The 16,599-nt window shown below is 61.3% G+C and carries 15 protein-coding genes; 14 read left to right on the top strand and 1 reads right to left on the bottom strand.

Features of this window, described 5'->3' with window-relative positions; genetic code table 11:
• Positions 1 to 7 precede the first annotated feature (7 nt).
• The 12 genes from NB069_RS18255 to NB069_RS18200 all read left to right on the top strand — a co-directional run bounded on the left by NB069_RS18255 (position 8) and on the right by NB069_RS18200 (position 12,063).
• Entirely contained in the window at positions 8 to 1,030 is a 1,023-nt protein-coding gene (locus NB069_RS18255; protein WP_250585850.1) for an aromatic ring-hydroxylating oxygenase subunit alpha, read from the top strand.
• Positions 1,030 to 1,779 (top strand): SDR family oxidoreductase, encoded by a 750-nt coding sequence (locus NB069_RS18250; protein WP_250585848.1) that lies wholly within the window; start codon positions 1,030 to 1,032, stop codon positions 1,777 to 1,779. Before NB069_RS18255 ends, NB069_RS18250 begins: the two co-directional genes overlap by 1 nt.
• Before the next feature lie 12 nt (positions 1,780 to 1,791).
• Entirely contained in the window at positions 1,792 to 2,580 is a 789-nt protein-coding gene (locus NB069_RS18245; RefSeq protein WP_250585845.1) for an IclR family transcriptional regulator, read from the top strand.
• Between the two features lie 78 nt (positions 2,581 to 2,658).
• On the top strand, positions 2,659 to 3,585 hold the full coding sequence (locus tag NB069_RS18240) for a VOC family protein (RefSeq protein WP_250585843.1): 927 nt from the start codon (positions 2,659 to 2,661) through the stop codon (positions 3,583 to 3,585).
• Entirely contained in the window at positions 3,582 to 4,769 is a 1,188-nt protein-coding gene (locus NB069_RS18235) for an NAD(P)/FAD-dependent oxidoreductase (RefSeq protein WP_250585841.1), read from the top strand. The genes NB069_RS18240 and NB069_RS18235 overlap by 4 nt, the downstream gene beginning before the upstream one ends.
• Before the next feature lie 25 nt (positions 4,770 to 4,794).
• Positions 4,795 to 6,051, top strand: a complete 1,257-nt coding sequence (locus NB069_RS18230; protein WP_250585839.1) for an MFS transporter — start codon at positions 4,795 to 4,797, stop codon at positions 6,049 to 6,051.
• A 10-nt stretch (positions 6,052 to 6,061) separates the two neighbouring features.
• Positions 6,062 to 6,592, top strand: a complete 531-nt coding sequence (locus NB069_RS18225) for a cupin domain-containing protein (protein WP_250585837.1) — start codon at positions 6,062 to 6,064, stop codon at positions 6,590 to 6,592.
• 9 nt (positions 6,593 to 6,601) lie between these two features.
• Complete coding sequence (locus tag NB069_RS18220; protein WP_250585835.1) at positions 6,602 to 7,372, top strand: alpha/beta fold hydrolase; 771 nt, start codon at positions 6,602 to 6,604, stop codon at positions 7,370 to 7,372.
• Entirely contained in the window at positions 7,356 to 8,150 is a 795-nt protein-coding gene (locus NB069_RS18215; protein WP_250585833.1) for an SDR family oxidoreductase, read from the top strand. Before NB069_RS18220 ends, NB069_RS18215 begins: the two co-directional genes overlap by 17 nt.
• A gap of 9 nt (positions 8,151 to 8,159) precedes the next feature.
• Positions 8,160 to 8,930 carry an aspartate dehydrogenase gene (locus NB069_RS18210; RefSeq protein ID WP_250585831.1) on the top strand — a complete coding sequence of 257 codons (771 nt, stop codon included), beginning with the start codon at positions 8,160 to 8,162 and terminating at the stop codon, positions 8,928 to 8,930.
• Between the two features lie 9 nt (positions 8,931 to 8,939).
• Positions 8,940 to 10,409, top strand: a complete 1,470-nt coding sequence (locus NB069_RS18205; RefSeq protein ID WP_250585828.1) for an aldehyde dehydrogenase — start codon at positions 8,940 to 8,942, stop codon at positions 10,407 to 10,409.
• A gap of 13 nt (positions 10,410 to 10,422) precedes the next feature.
• Positions 10,423 to 12,063, top strand: coding sequence for a thiamine pyrophosphate-binding protein (locus NB069_RS18200; RefSeq protein WP_250585827.1), 1,641 nt, complete (start codon positions 10,423 to 10,425; stop codon positions 12,061 to 12,063).
• An 82-nt stretch (positions 12,064 to 12,145) separates the two neighbouring features.
• Here the strand turns inward: NB069_RS18200 and NB069_RS18195 are convergent, their stop codons facing one another.
• Complete coding sequence (locus tag NB069_RS18195; RefSeq protein WP_250585825.1) at positions 12,146 to 12,904, bottom strand: M48 family metallopeptidase; 759 nt, start codon at positions 12,902 to 12,904, stop codon at positions 12,146 to 12,148.
• 279 nt (positions 12,905 to 13,183) lie between these two features.
• On the opposite strand from NB069_RS18195, the gene tkt reads away from it, so the two are divergent.
• Together tkt and epd are read left to right on the top strand one after the other, a co-directional pair.
• A complete protein-coding gene (tkt, locus tag NB069_RS18190; RefSeq protein ID WP_250585823.1) occupies positions 13,184 to 15,175 on the top strand; it encodes a transketolase in 1,992 nt (663 codons plus the stop codon).
• Positions 15,176 to 15,532: 357 nt separating this feature from the next.
• A complete protein-coding gene (gene epd, locus NB069_RS18185; RefSeq protein ID WP_250585821.1) occupies positions 15,533 to 16,552 on the top strand; it encodes an erythrose-4-phosphate dehydrogenase in 1,020 nt (339 codons plus the stop codon).
• Positions 16,553 to 16,599 lie beyond the last annotated feature (47 nt).

Here is a 16,599-nt window from a genome sequence, read left to right as displayed (position 1 = left end):
CACCGCGATGACGACTACCGTACAACACTATCTCGATAAAGGTCTGCGTGGCCTCTGGTATCCGGTTCTGGCGAGCTGGGAAGTGCAGTCTGCGCCGGTGGGCATTACCCGTCTGGGTGAGCAGATTGTGGTGTGGCGTAACAAAGATGGCCAGGTTCAGGCGCTGGAAGACCGCTGCCCACACCGCGGCGCGCGACTGTCGATGGGCTGGAACCTTGGGGACCGTATCGCCTGCTGGTATCACGGCGTGGAAGTGGCAGGCAACGGCGAAGTGAAAGATGTGCCTGCGGTGGACAAATGTCCGCTGGTGGGCCAGCAGTGCGTGCGCAGCTACAACGTGCAGGAGGCCCACGGCGCCATTTTCCTGTGGTTTGGCGTTACCGCTGATCAGCAGCCGGACGAGCTGACCTTCCCGGATGAGCTCGCCGACACGGAAAATTTCAGCAACTTCCTCTGCACCGCCGCGTGGAAATGCAATTACCAGTACGCGCTGGAAAACGTGATGGACCCGATGCACGGCACCTATCTGCACTCTTCCTCGCACTCGATGGCGGAAGGGGATCGCAAGGCTGACATGGTGCTACAGCCGACCAAAACCGGCTTCATCTTTGAGAAAAAAGGGCAGAGCGGCATCAACTTCGACTGGGTGGAGTTGGGCAACAGCGGCACCTGCTGGATGCGTCTCTCCATTCCTTACAAGAAGCGCTTCGGGCCGGGTGGGCACTTCTTTATCGTCGGCATGGTGGTGCCGGAAGATAACGACAACTGCCGCGTCTTCTTCTGGCGCATCCGCCGCGTGCAGGGCTGGCAGCGCGATATGTGGCGCTTCATGTACCGCAACCGTCTGGAAAAGCTGCACTGGGAAGTGCTGGAGCAGGATCGCGTGGTGCTGGAAAGCCTGGCGCCGAATGCCCGCGACCATGAATACCTGTACCAGCACGACGTTGGCCTCTCCCGCCTGCGCCGCATGATGCAAAAAGCCGCGAAAGAGCAGCTGGCGATGCGTGAAGAACAGCAGGGAGCCGCCTGATGAATGGGCTGCTGAACGGAAAACGCATTGTGGTGACCGGTGCCGCGCGCGGGCTGGGTTACCACTTTGCCAGAGCCTGCGCAGAGCAGGGGGCAAGCGTCGTCATGTGCGACATCCTCAAAGGTGAACTGGCTGAAAGCGCCCACGGGCTGAGCGGGCAGGGTTTTCGCATCGAATCGCACGTTATCGATCTGGCCGATCCATGCTCCATCGAGCAGGTATTCAGCGCCATTGGCGAGCAGGGAAAGATTGACGGCCTGGTGAACAACGCGGCGATGGCCACCGGCGTCGGCGGCAAAAACATGCTCGATTACGATCCGGATCTCTGGGATCGGGTAATGCGCGTCAACGTCAAAGGCACCTGGCTGGTCACCCGCGCCGCCGTACCGCTGCTGCGGGAAGGGGCGGGCATTGTGAACGTGGCCTCCGATACCGCCCTGTGGGGCGCGCCGCGCCTGATGGCCTATGTCGCCAGCAAGGGCGCGGTGATTGCCATGACCCGCTCAATGGCGCGGGAGCTGGGTGAACAGCGCATTCGCATCAACGCCATCGCGCCGGGGTTAACCCGCGTCGAAGCAACGGAATATGTGCCCGCTGAACGCCATCAGCTCTACGAAAACGGCCGGGCGTTAACGGGGGCGCAGCAGCCGGAAGATGTCACCGGCAGCGTGGTCTGGCTGTTAAGCGATCTGTCGCGGTTCATCACCGGACAGCTGATTCCGGTCAACGGCGGTTTTGTCTTTAACTAAGGTATAGCGATTATGGCAAACGATCAGGAAGTGAAGTATCTGGTGCCGGGGCTGGAGCGCGGTTTGCAGCTGCTGTTGGCCTTCGGCGAGCAGCATCGCGATCTGACCTTTGCCGAACTGCACCGGCTGGTGGATATGCCCAAGGCCACCGCCTACCGCGTGGTGCAGACGCTGGAGTATATGGGCTTTCTGGAGCGCAACACGCGCACCAATACCTTTTCGCTCGGCATGAACGTGCTGCGTCTGGGCTTTGAGTACATCGCCTCGCTGGACGTGGCGCAGGTGGGCCAGCCGGTGATCGAGCAGCTGCGCGACGTTAGCCAGTGCAGCAGCCATCTGGCGATCCGCGACGGACGCGACATCATCTACATCGCCCGCGTCAGCGCCGCCGGCTCGCGTATCAATCAGGTCAGCATCGGCACCCGTTTACCGGTGCACTGCACCTCGCTCGGCCGCATGCTGCTGACCGACGTTTCCCGCGCCGATTTTGAACAATTGTTCCCGCACGAGCGCCTGCCGGGCAACACGCCGGGGCAGCTTCATGACCGGGAAGCCCTGTGGCAGATGGTGCAGCAGGACAAAGCCCGCGGGTATGTGATCGGGGAATCCTTCTTCCGCCACGGCATCTCCTCCATCGTCTACCCGGTGTATGACCGAAGCGGACGCGTGGCGGCGGTGGTCAGCATTCTGGTGCCGTCGGAGGAGATCCCGCAAACCGATCGCGAGCGCCTGCAAAATGAGGTTCGCCTCGCGGCGGATAAAATTTCTGGCTTCTTAGGGTATTTGTCACAGGCCAGTTAAATCAGTGAGTTAACGTCAGGCGCTTTGCTGCGTCGGGCATGTTTTACGCCCAATTTGGGCCAGATGAGGCAACGAACGATGAGTGTAACCGGAATTGAAAAGCTGGAATTTGGCGTTGAAGACCTGACGCACTGCGCCAAATTTATGCGTGATTTTGGCCTGACGGGCGATGCCAGCGGCCAGCGTTTTACCACCCTGAGCGGCGCGCGCGTCGAGCTTAACCCTGTCGACAGCCCCGATCTGCCGCCGGCGTTTGAAGCGGGTAACACCCTGCGCCGCATGACTTGGGCGGTGGCCACGCAGACGGAACTGGACGCGCTGCGCCCGAAGCTTGCGCAGCAGCCCGGCTTTCGTGAAGTGGGTGACGCCCTGGAGTGCATTGACCCGAACGGCATGACGCTGCGGGTGCAGGTCAGCCAGCAGACCGACGTGGAGCTGAATGTTGAGCCGATCAACCAGTGGGGCGACGCCCGCCGTATCGACACCCCCAGCCCGGTTTACGATCGCGCCCAGCCCATTAACGTGGGGCATGTGGTGTTCTTCGTGGAGGAGCTCGCGGCGGTGGAGAAATTTTACCGCGAGGTGCTCGGCTTCCAGGTCTCTGACCGCTACATCAACCGCGCCGTGTTCCTGCGCTGCGGCAAGCGCGGCGGCCACCATAACCTGTTCCTGCTGCAGCTGCCGAACCGCAAGCGCGGCCTGAACCACGTGGCCTTCACCGTGCGCGACATCCACGAGGTGATCGGCGGCGGCATCGCGATGAATAAGCATGACTGGAGCACTTTCATTGGCCCGGGTCGCCATCCGGTCTCGTCAGCCTACTTCTGGTACGTCAACAGCCCGACCGGCGGCGCGTTTGAGTATTACACCAACGACGATTACCTGACTGAAAACTGGCACCCGCGCGAGCTGGAGCATTCGCTGGTTTCCTTTACCGAATGGGCGGTGGAAGGCGGGATCGACCACGACACACGCCGCCAGCAGAAAAAGCCGGAGGCGGTATGACCTCGCGCATTGTCATTATCGGCGGCGGTCAGGCGGGCGGCTGGGCGGCGAAAACCCTGCGTGACGAGGGTTTCGACGGCGAGATTTGCGTGGTGGCGGAAGAGGCGTGGGATTTCTACGAACGGCCGCCGCTGTCGAAAGCGTCTCTGCTGGAGCCGGACGCAACCCTTCCGCGACTGTTTACCGACGAGGCACAGCAGGCGCTGAACCTCACCTGGTACCGCCCGCTGCGCGCAGAATCCATCGACCGTGAGGCGAAAGCGGTGGTGTTGAGCAACGGTGAACGTCTTAGTTACAACATCCTTTTATTGGCTACCGGCGGCCGGGCGCGCCTGCCTTCGCAGGCGTGGGCTGCGCATCCGCAGGTCTACACCCTGCGCCACTGGCAGGACGCCCAGCGCCTGAAAGCGCGTCTGGCGGAAAGTAAAACCCTGGCGCTGGTTGGCGGCGGCTGGATCGGCCTCGAGATTGCCGCCTCCGCGCGTAAAAGCGGCGTGGCGGTCACGCTGTTCGAGCAGCAGCCCGCGCTGTGTATGCGCTCGGTGAGCGGCGAGGTGTCGCAGCGCTTAGACGCGATCCACCGCGGGCAGGGCGTGGATATCCGTACCGGCTGCGGCGCGCTGGAGCTGGAAGATGACAATGGCCTGCCGGTCATCCACTGCGACGGAAAGCGGGAAACATTCGATGCGGTGGTGGTGGGGATCGGCGTCGATCTTAATCTGGAGCTGGCGCGCGACGCGGGGCTGAAGACTGAACGTGGGATCGTTGTCGATGCCCATGGGCGCACCTCGGATCCGTTCATTTTCGCTGCCGGGGATGTGGCCCAGCATCATCACTACGGTCTGTGCATTCAGTCCTGGGCCTTCGCTCAGAACCAGGCGGTGGCGACGGCAAAAGCGATGCTCAACCCCGATGCGCCGGGCTACGACGACGCGCCGTGGCTGTGGTCGGATCAATACCAGCACAACATCCAGATCCTCGGCATCCCGCAGCCGGGCAGCACAACGATCGTGCGCGACGAGGCGCTGTTCTTCTCGCTGGACGAAAACGGACGGCTGACGCAGCTGGTGGCGTTCAACGATGCGCGCACCGTCAAGCTGGCGAAGCGCTGGATGGCGGCCGGGCGGGATCTGTCGGACGTCCCGCTCGCCGACCCGGCTTTTTCACTGATGTCATTGCGATAGCTAACCCGCACCCGTAGGGGGAGACATGACCACATTAGAAACCAACACCGCGCCCGTTGAGGCGAGCGGTGAGGGAACCCGCACGCCTGAAAAAGCGGTGCGCTGGGCCATCCCGCTGTCGCTGCTGGCCTGCGTACTGCTGGCGTTTTTCGACAAAATCAGCATTGCGGCGCTGTTTTCCGACAGCCATTTCCAGCAGGCGATGGGCATCGATTTCGACACCACGCGCCTCGGCATTCTGATGAGCGCCTTCCTGCTGAGCTACGGCTTTTCGTCGGTCTTTCTGAGCGGGCTCGGGGACAAAATCGCGCCGCTGCGCCTGCTCACCGGGATGATGGTGATCTGGTGTGTGCTGATGGTGGCGATGGGCTTTACCCATAACTACACGCTGATGATCGTCCTGCGCATCCTGCTGGGCGTGGCGGAGGGGCCGCTCTTCCCGCTGGCCTTCGCCATCGTGCGCCACAACTTCCCGCAGCATCTGCAGGCGCGCGCCACCATGCTCTGGCTGCTGGGCACCCCCGTCGGCGCGGCAATTGGTTTCCCGCTCTCCCTCTGGCTGCTGAACACCTTCGGCTGGCAGAGCACCTTCTTCGTGATGGCGATGCTCACCCTGCCGGTGCTGCTGTTTGTGCGTATCGGTCTGCGCGGGATCCGTCTGGATGCCAGAACCGGCACCTCCCAGGCGTCTCAGGATGAACGGCGTGCGGCACGGCGGGAGCTGTTCGTCAGCCCGCACTTCTGGATGATTTGCATCTTTAACATCGCCTTCCTGACCTACCTGTGGGGCATCAACGGCTGGCTGCCGGGTTACCTGATTAAAGGCAAAGGCATTCATCTGGAGCACGCGGGCTGGATGTCGTCGATGCCGTTTATCGCCATGCTGGCAGGGGAGGTGATTGGCGCATGGCTCTCGGACAGGGTCGATAAGCGCGCCGCGGCCTGCTTTATCTCGATGGCGGGAGCGGCAGTCGGGCTGGCGGCAGTGATGCAGTTCGATACTCCGCTGACCGTTATCGCGGCGATGAGCTTCAGCACCTTTATGTGGGGCACCGGTGCGCCCAACATTTTCGCCCTGCTGGCGAAGGCCACCCATCCGCGGGTGAGCGCCACGGCGGGCGGCATTTTCAACGGGCTGGGAAACTTTGCGGGCGCGCTGTCGCCGGCGGTGATGGGCGCGTTGATCGCCTTCACCCACAGCATGGATTCCGGGCTGATTTTTCTGGCGGTGATGGCGGCGGTGGGCTGCGTCCTGTTACTGCCGCTGCTGAGACGTTACTGAGGAGAGTGTCATGACTGATTCAACCGTAACCAATACATCAGGCATCAAACCTGACCACCTGACGATGGAAGAGTGGGTCGAGTCGCGCATCGCGCGCTTCGAAGGCCGTAAATACGACTGGAACGCGCTGAAGTTCCAGGCCGATTTTGACCCGAAATACCGCCGGGCGCAGATGCGCTACATCGGCACCGGGGCAACCGGCGTGGCGAACGACACCAACACCGTGCAGGCGGACCACTTTACCTTCTCCACCATGGTGCTGCCGTCGAAGTGCGAAGGGCCGCTGCACCTGCACGACGACGTGGAAGAGGTGTTCTTCATGCTTAAAGGGCAGATCACCCTGATGATCCAGGACGGCGACAACTACACCGAAACCGTGCTGCGCGAGCGCGATCTGATCTCCGTTCCGCCGGGCATCTATCGCGGGCTGTTCAACCACGGGGAAGAAGAGGCGCTGATGTGCGTCATGCTGGGGACCAACAAGCCGGAGATCCCGACCTATCCCGCTGACCATCCGCTCTCGAAAGTGAAGCGCAACTAAGGGGGCATGATGACGGGGTTTCGTGAACAGGGAAGCGGCATTCCGCTGATGCTGCTGCACGGTATCAGCTCAGGCGCGGCCTCCTGGCATAAGCAGATGGCGCTGGACGGTTTCCGCGTGCTGGCCTGGGACATGCCCGGTTACGGCGAAAGCCCGATGCTGGCGGTCGAACGGGCAAACGCCGGGGATTACGCCGACGCGCTGGCATTGATGCTCGATCGCGCGGGCGTCTGGCGGGCGGTGCTGGTGGGACACTCGCTGGGGGCGCTGGTGGCCAGCGCCTTTGCGGCGAAATTCCCGGATCGGGTCATCCATCTGGTGCTGGCGGATGCCGCCCAGGGCTACGGCCAGGCCGCACCGGCGCAGCGCGAGCAGGTCTGGCGCAGCCGCGAGCAGCAGATGGCGCTGGGCGGCGAGATCATGGCGCAAACCCGCGCGGCGAAGCTGCTGCGCCCCGGCGCGCGCCCGGAAGATATTGCCACCGTGGCGGCAGGGATGCGCAGGCTGCGCCCGGAGGGCTACCTCGCCGCGGCGTGGATGCTGGCGCATGACGACATTCATGGCTGGCTGCAACGCTATCCGGGCAACTTTGAAGTCTGGTGCGGCGAGCAGGACGCAATAACGGAACCCCAACTGGTACAGGGGCTGGCGCTGCGCTACGGCATGCCCTTTACCGCCATCGCACAGGCCGGGCACGCCAGCTATCTCGATAACGACGCGTTTTTTAACCAACAGCTTTTACGCATTAATGAAGAGGTGCGCGATGAATGCACAAATTGACGGGCGCGTAGCGGTTGTCACCGGCGGTTCTTCAGGCATTGGCTTTGAAACGCTGCGCCTGCTGCTGGGCGAGGGGGCAAAAGTGGCCTTCTGCGGCCGCGACCCGGACCGGCTCGCCAGCGCCCACGCGGCGCTGCAAAACGAATACCCCGACGGGGACATTTTCTCTTACCGCTGCGACGTGCTGAAGCCCGACGAGGTTCAGGCCTTCGCGGGGGCCGTTCAGGCGCGCTTTGGCGCGGCGGACATGCTGATCAACAATGCCGGGCAGGGCTACGTGGCGCACTTCCACGACACCCCGCGCGAGGCGTGGCTGCACGAAGCCGAGCTGAAACTGTTCGGGGTAATCAACCCGGTGCAGGCGTTTCAGCCCTTGCTGGAGCAGTCTGATATCGCCTCCATCACCTGCGTCAACTCCCTGCTGGCGCTGCAGCCGGAGGAGCACATGATCGCCACCTCTGCCGCCCGCGCCGCGCTGCTGAACATGACCCTGACGCTCTCAAAAGAGCTGGTGGGTAAAGGCATCCGCGTGAACTCCATTTTGCTCGGGATGGTGGAGTCCGGGCAGTGGCAGCGCCGCTTTGAGAGCCGGACGGATAAAAGCCAGAGCTGGCCGGAGTGGACGGCGGATATCGCGCGCAAGCGAGGCATCCCGATGGCGCGCCTCGGCAAGCCGCAGGAGCCCGCGCAGGCGCTGCTGTTCCTCGCCTCGCCGCTGGCCTCCTTTACCACCGGCGCGGCGCTGGACGTTTCCGGCGGCTTCTGCCGCCATCTGTAAGGACGCATCATGAAAAAGATCATGTTAATTGGGTTTGGCGCCATGGCGCAGGCGGTGATTGAACGCCTCCCTGCCGGGGTGACCCTCGGCTGGATCGTCGCACGCGAGTCTCACCACGCGGCGATCCGCCAGCAGTTTAGCGGTGCGGTGGCGGCACTGACGGCGCCGATGGACTGCGCTGAAACACCCGATCTGGTGCTGGAGTGCGCCAGCCAGCAGGCGGTGGCGCAGTACGGAGAAGAGATTCTGCGTCGCGGCTGGCATCTGGCGGTGATCTCCACGGGGGCGCTGGCAGACAGCGCGCTGGAACAGCGTCTCCTCGCGGCGGGCGGCAAACTGACGCTGCTCTCCGGGGCGGTTGCCGGTATCGACGGGCTGGCGGCGGCAAAAGAGGGCGGGCTTGAGCGCGTCACCTATCAGTCACGCAAGAGCCCGGCCAGCTGGCGCGGCAGCTACGCCGAGCAGCTTATCGATCTGAATGCGGTATCCGACGCGCAGATCTTCTTTGAAGGCAGCGCCCGGGAGGCGGCGCGGCTGTTCCCGGCTAACGCCAACGTGGCGGCCACCGTGGCGCTCGGCGGCGTGGGAATGGATGACACCCGCGTGCAGTTGATGGTCGACCCGGCGACAAAACGCAACACCCACACGCTGCACGTCGAGGGCCTGTTCGGCGAGTTCCATCTGGAGCTGAGCGGCCTGCCGCTTGCCTCTAACCCGAAAACCTCCACCCTTGCGGCACTGAGCGCGGTGCGCGCCTGCCGTGAACTGGCCCAGCGCTAAGGAGCCGCGATGGAAGAGCTGAAGATTTTTATTGGCGGCCACTGGCGCCAGGGCGGCGGTAATCCGATGCAGAGCCATTTTCCCGCCGATGGGTCGCTTAATGCAACGCTGCGCGCGGCCAGCCTCGAGGATCTCGAAGAGGCGATCGCGGCAGGAGAGCGCGCGTGGCGGGATCCGGCCTGGCGCAACAGCCTGCCGCACGTCCGCGCGAAGATCCTGCATAAGGTGGCCGATCTGATCGAGTCCCGCGTGGATGCGCTGGCACAGATGCAGAGCCGGGATAACGGCAAACCGCTGGCGGAAGCGCGCGGACTGGTGATGAGTGCCGCAGGAACGGCGCGCTATTTTGCCGCGGCCTGTGAGCTGCTGGAAGGGGAACTCCCGACGCCGCGCCAGGCAGATTTACTGACCCTGAGCCGCTACGAACCCCTCGGCGTGGTGGCGGCCATCACGCCGTGGAACTCCCCCATTGCCAGCGAAATGCAGAAAGTCGCGCCCGCCATTGCGGCGGGTAACGCGGTGATCCTTAAGCCCGCCGAAGCCACGCCGCTGATGGCCCTGGAGCTGGCGCGGATCTTTGAGCAGGCCGGGCTGCCCGCCGGGCTGCTGAGCGTGCTGCCGGGTAAAGGCTCGGTGATCGGCGATGCCCTGGCACGCCACCCTCGCGTGCGCAAAATATCCTTTACTGGCGGCACCGCCACGGGGCGGCATCTGGCGCACGTGGCGGCGGAGAAGCTGATCCCGGCGTCGCTGGAGCTGGGGGGGAAATCCCCGACCATCGTGCTGGAGGATGCGGATATCGAGCAGGCCGCGCGCGGGATCTGCTACGGCATTTTCAGCTCGGCGGGGCAGGCCTGTATCGCCGGATCGCGGCTGTTTATCCATCAGAGCATTTACGCTCCGCTGATGGCGCGGCTGCTGGAACTGACGCGCGGGCTGCGCGTCGGGCATCCGTTTACCGACGGCACGCACGTCGGGCCGCTGATTAACGACAAACATCGTCAGAGCGTGCAGGACTATGTCGAGCTGGCGAAGCGCGAAGGGGGCCGCGTGCTGTGCGGCGGTGAGATCCCGGCCGATCCTGCTCTTGCCAACGGCAGTTTCTTCCAGCCGACGATTATCGAAGGGCTGAGCAACAGCGCCCGCGCCTGCCAGGAGGAGATCTTCGGCCCGGTGCTGGTGGCGATGCCGTTTAGCGATGAAGCGGCGTTGATGAGCGAGGCGAACGACTCGGTCTACGGCCTGGCGGCGGGGATCTGGACGCGCGATACCGGACGCGCGCTGCGCTTAAGCGAGCAGCTGGAGGCGGGCACGGTGTGGATCAACACCTACAAAGTCTTTGCGATTTCGACCCCGTTCGGGGGCTTTAAAGAGAGCGGTCTGGGCCGCGAAAAGGGCATTCAGGGGCTGAAGGCCTGGATGCAACAAAAGAGCATTTATCTGGCGACGAGTAATAGCGTCAACCACTGGTGCGACTGAGAAAGGGTGAGCAATGAGCGAAATGATAACCGTCGGCGACGCCATCGCCAGAACGCTGGAGCAGTATCAGGTTGAGGCCATCTACGGCGTCATCTCTATTCACAACCTGCCCATCGCCGATGCGGTGGGGCAGCGCGGCAATATCCGCTTCGTGCCCGCGCGCGGCGAAGCGGGATCCGTTACCATGGCCGACGCCCACGGACGTTTTTCCGGCCTCGGCGTGGCCCTGACCAGCACCGGCGCGGGGGCAGGTAACGCGGTAGGCGCGCTGGTGGAAGCGATGAACGCCTGCACGCCGCTGCTGCATTTAACCGGACAGGTGGAAAAGACCTGGCTGGATGCCGACACCGGGTTTATCCACGAAACCCGCGACCAGCTGACCTTCCTGAAGGCCAGCTCAAAACGGGCGTACCGCATCAGCAATGCGAACCAGGCGATGGCGATCCTGCATAAAGCCATTCAGGAGGCACAGACCCCGCCGTGCGGGCCGGTCTCCGTGGAAATCCCGATTGATATTCAGGGGGCGAAAATTCCGCTGTCGCTGGTAACGGCGCTGGTGAAACCGGCTTTGGCTGCAACCGTGGATGCCGCGATGGTCGACGCGCTGTGGGCGCAGCTTAAGCAGGCGAAACAGCCGCTGCTGTGGCTCGGCGGCGGGGCGCTGGGCAGCGCTGACGCCGTGAAAAAGCTGGCGGATGCGGGCATCACGGTGATCTCCAGTACCCACGCGCGCGGCGTGCTGCCGGACAGCCATCGTGCCAGCCTGCGGGCATTCCATAACTCGCCGTCGGTGGAAGCGCTGATTGCCCGGTGTGATTTCACGCTGGTGGCCGGGTCGCGTCTGCGCAGCAACGAAACCCGCTCCTGGACGCTGGAGCTGCCGTCTCCGCGCGTGCAAATCGATATCGACCCGGCAGCGGCGAGCCGTAACTATCTGATGGATAACACCCTGATTGCTGACTGCTCTGTCCTGCTCGACGCGCTGGCTGACAAAGCGCAGGGGCGTGAATGGGGTAACGCGCAGTGGGACGGTGAAGTAAAAGATGCGGTAAATAAAGCCGGGCAGGCGCTGCGCGAGCAGTGCGGCGCCTACGCGCAGCTCAACGATGCCATCGAGAAAGCCCTGCCGAAGGATGGCCTGCTGGTGCGCGATATCACCGTATCCGGCAGCCTGTGGGGCAGCCGCCTGTTCCGCGCTAACGGCCCGCTGATGAACATCCACTCTCTGGCCGGGGCGATTGGTATGGGGCTGCCGATGGCGATTGGCACTGCGATAGCCAACCCGCAGCGTAAAGTGGTAGGACTGGTAGGCGACGGCGGTCTGAGCCTGAATCTGGGCGAGCTGGCGACGCTGGCGCAGGAGAAAGCCAACGTCACGCTGCTGGTCATGAACGACGGCGGTTACGGTGTGATGCGCGGCATTCAGGATAAGTATTTTGGCGGGCGGCAGTATTACAACGAGCTGCACACCCCGGACTTTACCCAGCTAGCGCAGGCAGTTGGCCTGCAGGCCTGGAGCGTTGAGCGGGCGGAGGATTTTGATGCGGTCATGACAGAGGCGCTGGCAATGCCGGGGCCGTCGGTGGTGGAGGTGCGGATGGGGCAGATTGGCGCCCTGAAGTTCGCCGGGCCGCCGCAGAAGACGCTTTACTAGCTGTTGCGCTTCTGAATAGGCCGGGTAAGGCGAAGCCGCCACCCGGCTTTTTCAAAGGAGGCGCAGGCGCCTCCGTGGGGCACTATTTAATACCGTCTGTCGCCATGCGATCGCGGATATGCTGCGCACGCGCTGCAGAGGCCGGGTGATCGTCAAACATGGAGCTTTGACGGCCCGCTTCCTGCTGAGCCAGTTTTTCGAAGCTGGTGGCTAAACCTGACGGGTTAATGCCGCGTTTGCGCAACAGATCGTAGGAGTAGTCATCGGCCTCAGATTCCTGACGCTGGGAGAACTGGGAATTCACCAGTTTTTCACCAAGATCGCCAAGCTGCGACTGGGAGAGGCTCCCGACAATGCCACCGGCAGAGGCCGCCGCCACGCGAACGGCGTTGGTGCCGAGCGCGACCTGCATCCCTTTCTTCACGTGGCCGAGCGCAACGTGGCCCATCTCATGGCCGATGACCGCTTCAACTTCGTTGTCGTTCATCATATCCATCAGCCCGCTGTAGACGCGGATACAGCCGTTAGCCATGGCAAAGGCGTTGACGTCTTTAGCCATGTAGACCTTGTAGTTTACCGGCTGGCCATTAATGTTGTCGCCGAGGGCCGACGCAATCTTATTCAGACGCTGGGCGTAGGTGCTGTTCGCAGGAGCGATGGTCGCTTTACCGTCCATCTCCTTACAGGCCTCATCGCTTAAGGTTTTCACCTGGGCGTCGGTCAGGGAGTAGGCCTGAAACGCCTCTGCTCCGGAGCTCAACAGGCCGCCAGAATTCATATTTTGACACCCGCTAAGCAGGAGCGTCGTTCCCAGAGCCAGCACTATTGCACGCATTTTCATTATGTTGCTTCCGTACTCGTTAACATTGATAAATTCTGAAAGTATTGCCGCCCCGGAGGAGGGTGCAGGACTAATTATAAAGAATTTAAACCCGGGCGGGCGAGAAGATTGCGCAACGTGCGATCGTGTTCCGGAGATTTCTTAAGCGGCAAAAGAATGGTCCATGTACATGCCCTGTCGCTTGGGTTACATTGTTGGCACTTTTTTCTGGCGTAGCCCAAAACGCGCTGTCGTCAAGCCGAAACGGGTATGGCCTTCAACATCCGATCTGGAGTCAAAATGTCCTCACGTAAAGAGCTTGCCAATGCTATTCGTGCGCTGAGCATGGATGCTGTCCAAAAAGCTAAATCCGGTCACCCGGGTGCCCCTATGGGTATGGCTGACATTGCCGAAGTGCTGTGGCGTGATTTCCTGAACCACAACCCGCAGAACCCGGCCTGGGCTGACCGCGACCGTTTCGTTCTTTCTAACGGTCACGGCTCCATGCTGATCTACAGCCTGCTGCACCTCACCGGCTACGACCTGCCAATTGAAGAGCTGAAAAACTTCCGCCAGCTGCACTCTAAAACCCCGGGTCACCCGGAAGTGGGTTACACCGCGGGTGTTGAAACCACAACCGGTCCGCTGGGGCAGGGTATTGCTAACGCCGTAGGTATGGCGATCGCTGAGAAGACCCTGGCGGCGCAGTTCAACCGTCCGGGCCACGACATTGTTGACCACTTCACCTATGCATTCCTGGGTGACGGCTGCATGATGGAAGGCATCTCTCACGAAGTCTGCTCCCTGGCCGGTACCCTGAAGCTGGGCAAACTGGTTGCGTTCTACGACGACAACGGCATCTCCATCGACGGCCACGTTGAAGGCTGGTTCACCGACGATACCGCAGCCCGTTTCGAAGCCTACGGCTGGCACGTGGTGCGTGGCGTAGACGGTCACGATGCTGACGCGATCAAACGTGCAGTAGAAGAAGCGCGCGCCGTGACTGACAAACCGTCCCTGCTGATGTGCAAAACCGTCATCGGTTTCGGTTCTCCGAACAAAGCCGGTACTCACGACTCCCACGGTGCACCGCTGGGTGACGCAGAGATCGCCCTGACCCGCGAAGCGCTTGGCTGGAAACACGCGGCCTTTGAAATCCCGTCTGACATCTATGCCCAGTGGGATGCAAAAGAAGCCGGTCAGGCAAAAGAAGCGGCCTGGAACGAGAAATTCGCCGCCTATGCCAAAGCTTTCCCACAGGAAGCGGCAGAATTCACCCGCCGTATGAAAGGTGACATGCCAGCAGACTTCGACGCGAAAGCGAACGAGTTCATCGCTAAGCTGCAGGCTAATCCGTCCAAAATCGCCAGCCGTAAAGCGTCCCAGAATGCGATCGAAGCCTTCGGCCCGCTGCTGCCTGAATTCCTCGGCGGCTCTGCTGACCTGGCACCGTCTAACCTGACTATCTGGTCTGGTTCTAAAGCGATCAACGAAGATACTGCCGGTAACTACATCCATTACGGCGTGCGTGAGTTCGGTATGACCGCTATCGCCAACGGTATCTCCCTGCACGGTGGTTTCCTGCCGTACACCTCCACCTTCCTGATGTTCGTGGAATATGCCCGTAACGCGGTGCGTATGGCTGCGCTGATGAAACAGCGTCAGGTGATGGTCTACACCCACGACTCTATCGGTCTGGGCGAAGATGGCCCGACTCACCAGCCGGTTGAGCAGGTTGCCTCTCTGCGCGTGACTCCGAACATGTCCACATGGCGTCCATGTGACCAGGTTGAATCTGCGGTGGCGTGGAAATACGGCGTTGAGCGTCAGGACGGCCCGACCGCACTGATCCTCTCCCGTCAGAACCTGGCTCAGCAGGATCGTACCGACGCGCAGCTGGCGAACATTGCCCGCGGTGGTTACGTGCTGAAAGACTGTGACGGTCAGCCGCAGGTGATCTTCATCGCAACCGGTTCTGAAGTTGAACTGGCCGTTGCGGCCTGGGATCAGCTGGCAGCCGAAGGCGTGAAGGCGCGCGTGGTCTCCATGCCGTCTACCGATGCCTTCGACAAACAGGACGCGGCTTACCGTGAATCCGTGCTGCCGAAAGCCGTTTCTGCCCGCGTGGCAATCGAAGCGGGTATCGCTGACTACTGGTTCAAATACGTGGGCCTGAACGGCGCTATCGTCGGCATGACCACCTTCGGTGAGTCTGCTCCGGCTGAGCAGCTGTTCGAAGAGTTCGGCTTCACCGTTGAGAACGTGGTCGCGAAAGCGAAAGAACTGCTGTAATCGCTGTTTCGCCCGGTGGCGCTACGCTTACCGGGCTTAAAAATAGCAAGAAAACCTGGCCGGGTGAGCGCAAGCGCGCTACCCGGCTTTTTTGTATCCACTATTCCTCCAGCCTGTAACCAGACCGTTAATTATTCCATTAGAAATGTGACGCAAGTCATATAGCTGGCTTATTGGTCTGGACAGTCATTCCCTTTATTCCGTGTTTCGCTTATTCTGGCTGAAGCGTTTCAGTCGACTAAATGTTCGACAAATGACCAATCAGTTGGAGTTTGTGACAGGCAAGGATTCCCCTCAGAGCGTTGCTGCATTACTCTGTCAGCCACCTCAAGTCAGGGAAAGCTTTGCAGGAGACTTATGACCGTACGCGTAGCGATTAATGGTTTCGGTCGCATCGGACGTAACGTGGTTCGTGCTTTATATGAATCCGGACGCCGGGCGGAAATTACCGTGGTGGCCATCAACGAACTGGCGGATGCCGCAGGCATGGCGCATTTGTTGAAATATGACACCAGCCATGGGCGCTTTGCCTGGGACGTTCGTCAGGAGAGAGAGCAGCTGCTTGTCGGTGATGATGTCATTCGTGTGCTTCATGAGCGGACGTTAGAAGCATTACCCTGGCGTGAACTGGGTGTTGATGTGGTCCTCGATTGTACCGGTGTTTACGGCAATCGCGAACACGGCGAAGCCCATCTGGCGGCCGGCGCTAAGAAAGTACTCTTTTCACACCCTGGCAGTAACGATCTAGATGCTACGGTGGTATACGGCGTCAACCATCATGAGTTGCGCGCGGAACACCGTATCGTCTCCAATGCCTCCTGCACCACCAACTGTATTATTCCGGTCATCAAACTGCTGGACGATGCCTACGGCATTGAGTCGGGTACGGTTACCACCATCCACTCCGCCATGCACGATCAGCAGGTTATTGACGCTTACCACCCGGACCTGCGACGCACTCGTGCGGCGAGTCAGTCGATTATCCCGGTGGACACCAAACTGGCGGCCGGTATCACCCGAATTTTCCCCCAGTTTGAAGACCGTTTTGAAGCTATCGCCGTGCGTGTACCGACCATCAACGTGACGGCGATTGACCTCAGCGTAACCGTGAAAAAACCGGTAAAAGCCTTTGAGGTCAACCTGTTGCTGCAAAAAGCGGCACAGCAGGCATTTCATGGTATAGTTGACTATACGGAATTACCGTTGGTCTCAGTAGATTTTAACCACGATCCGCATAGCGCCATTGTTGATGGCACGCAAACGCGAGTAAGTGGAGCGCACCTGATCAAAACGCTGGTCTGGTGTGACAATGAATGGGGCTTTGCTAACAGGATGCTCGACACCACGTTAGCCATGGCCGCTCAAGGTTTCAGGTAAGACGCGTATTGCGTCTGCAAAACTTTAAGAATCAACGAGAGGATTCA

Source organism: Leclercia adecarboxylata, assembly GCF_023639785.1.
In the GTDB taxonomy this organism is placed as follows: domain Bacteria; phylum Pseudomonadota; class Gammaproteobacteria; order Enterobacterales; family Enterobacteriaceae; genus Enterobacter; species Enterobacter adecarboxylatus_D.
This window is presented reverse-complemented; position numbering and strand designations above follow the sequence as displayed.

What these genes read in the sequence shown, in the direction of transcription:
- epd (WP_250585821.1), top strand. Translation starts at nt 15,533, where the DNA reads ATGACCGTACGCGTAGCGATTAATGGTTTCGGTCGCATCGGACGTAAC.
- NB069_RS18200 (WP_250585827.1), top strand. Translation starts at nt 10,423, where the DNA reads ATGAGCGAAATGATAACCGTCGGCGACGCCATCGCCAGAACGCTGGAG.
- NB069_RS18205 (WP_250585828.1), top strand. Translation starts at nt 8,940, where the DNA reads ATGGAAGAGCTGAAGATTTTTATTGGCGGCCACTGGCGCCAGGGCGGC.
- NB069_RS18235 (WP_250585841.1), top strand. Translation starts at nt 3,582, where the DNA reads ATGACCTCGCGCATTGTCATTATCGGCGGCGGTCAGGCGGGCGGCTGG.
- NB069_RS18220 (WP_250585835.1), top strand. Translation starts at nt 6,602, where the DNA reads ATGACGGGGTTTCGTGAACAGGGAAGCGGCATTCCGCTGATGCTGCTG.
- NB069_RS18210 (WP_250585831.1), top strand. Translation starts at nt 8,160, where the DNA reads ATGAAAAAGATCATGTTAATTGGGTTTGGCGCCATGGCGCAGGCGGTG.
- tkt (WP_250585823.1), top strand. Translation starts at nt 13,184, where the DNA reads ATGTCCTCACGTAAAGAGCTTGCCAATGCTATTCGTGCGCTGAGCATG.
- NB069_RS18255 (WP_250585850.1), top strand. Translation starts at nt 8, where the DNA reads ATGACGACTACCGTACAACACTATCTCGATAAAGGTCTGCGTGGCCTC.
- NB069_RS18250 (WP_250585848.1), top strand. Translation starts at nt 1,030, where the DNA reads ATGAATGGGCTGCTGAACGGAAAACGCATTGTGGTGACCGGTGCCGCG.
- NB069_RS18215 (WP_250585833.1), top strand. Translation starts at nt 7,356, where the DNA reads ATGAATGCACAAATTGACGGGCGCGTAGCGGTTGTCACCGGCGGTTCT.
- NB069_RS18240 (WP_250585843.1), top strand. Translation starts at nt 2,659, where the DNA reads ATGAGTGTAACCGGAATTGAAAAGCTGGAATTTGGCGTTGAAGACCTG.
- NB069_RS18195 (WP_250585825.1), bottom strand. Translation starts at nt 12,904, where the DNA reads ATGAAAATGCGTGCAATAGTGCTGGCTCTGGGAACGACGCTCCTGCTT.
- NB069_RS18225 (WP_250585837.1), top strand. Translation starts at nt 6,062, where the DNA reads ATGACTGATTCAACCGTAACCAATACATCAGGCATCAAACCTGACCAC.
- NB069_RS18230 (WP_250585839.1), top strand. Translation starts at nt 4,795, where the DNA reads ATGACCACATTAGAAACCAACACCGCGCCCGTTGAGGCGAGCGGTGAG.
- NB069_RS18245 (WP_250585845.1), top strand. Translation starts at nt 1,792, where the DNA reads ATGGCAAACGATCAGGAAGTGAAGTATCTGGTGCCGGGGCTGGAGCGC.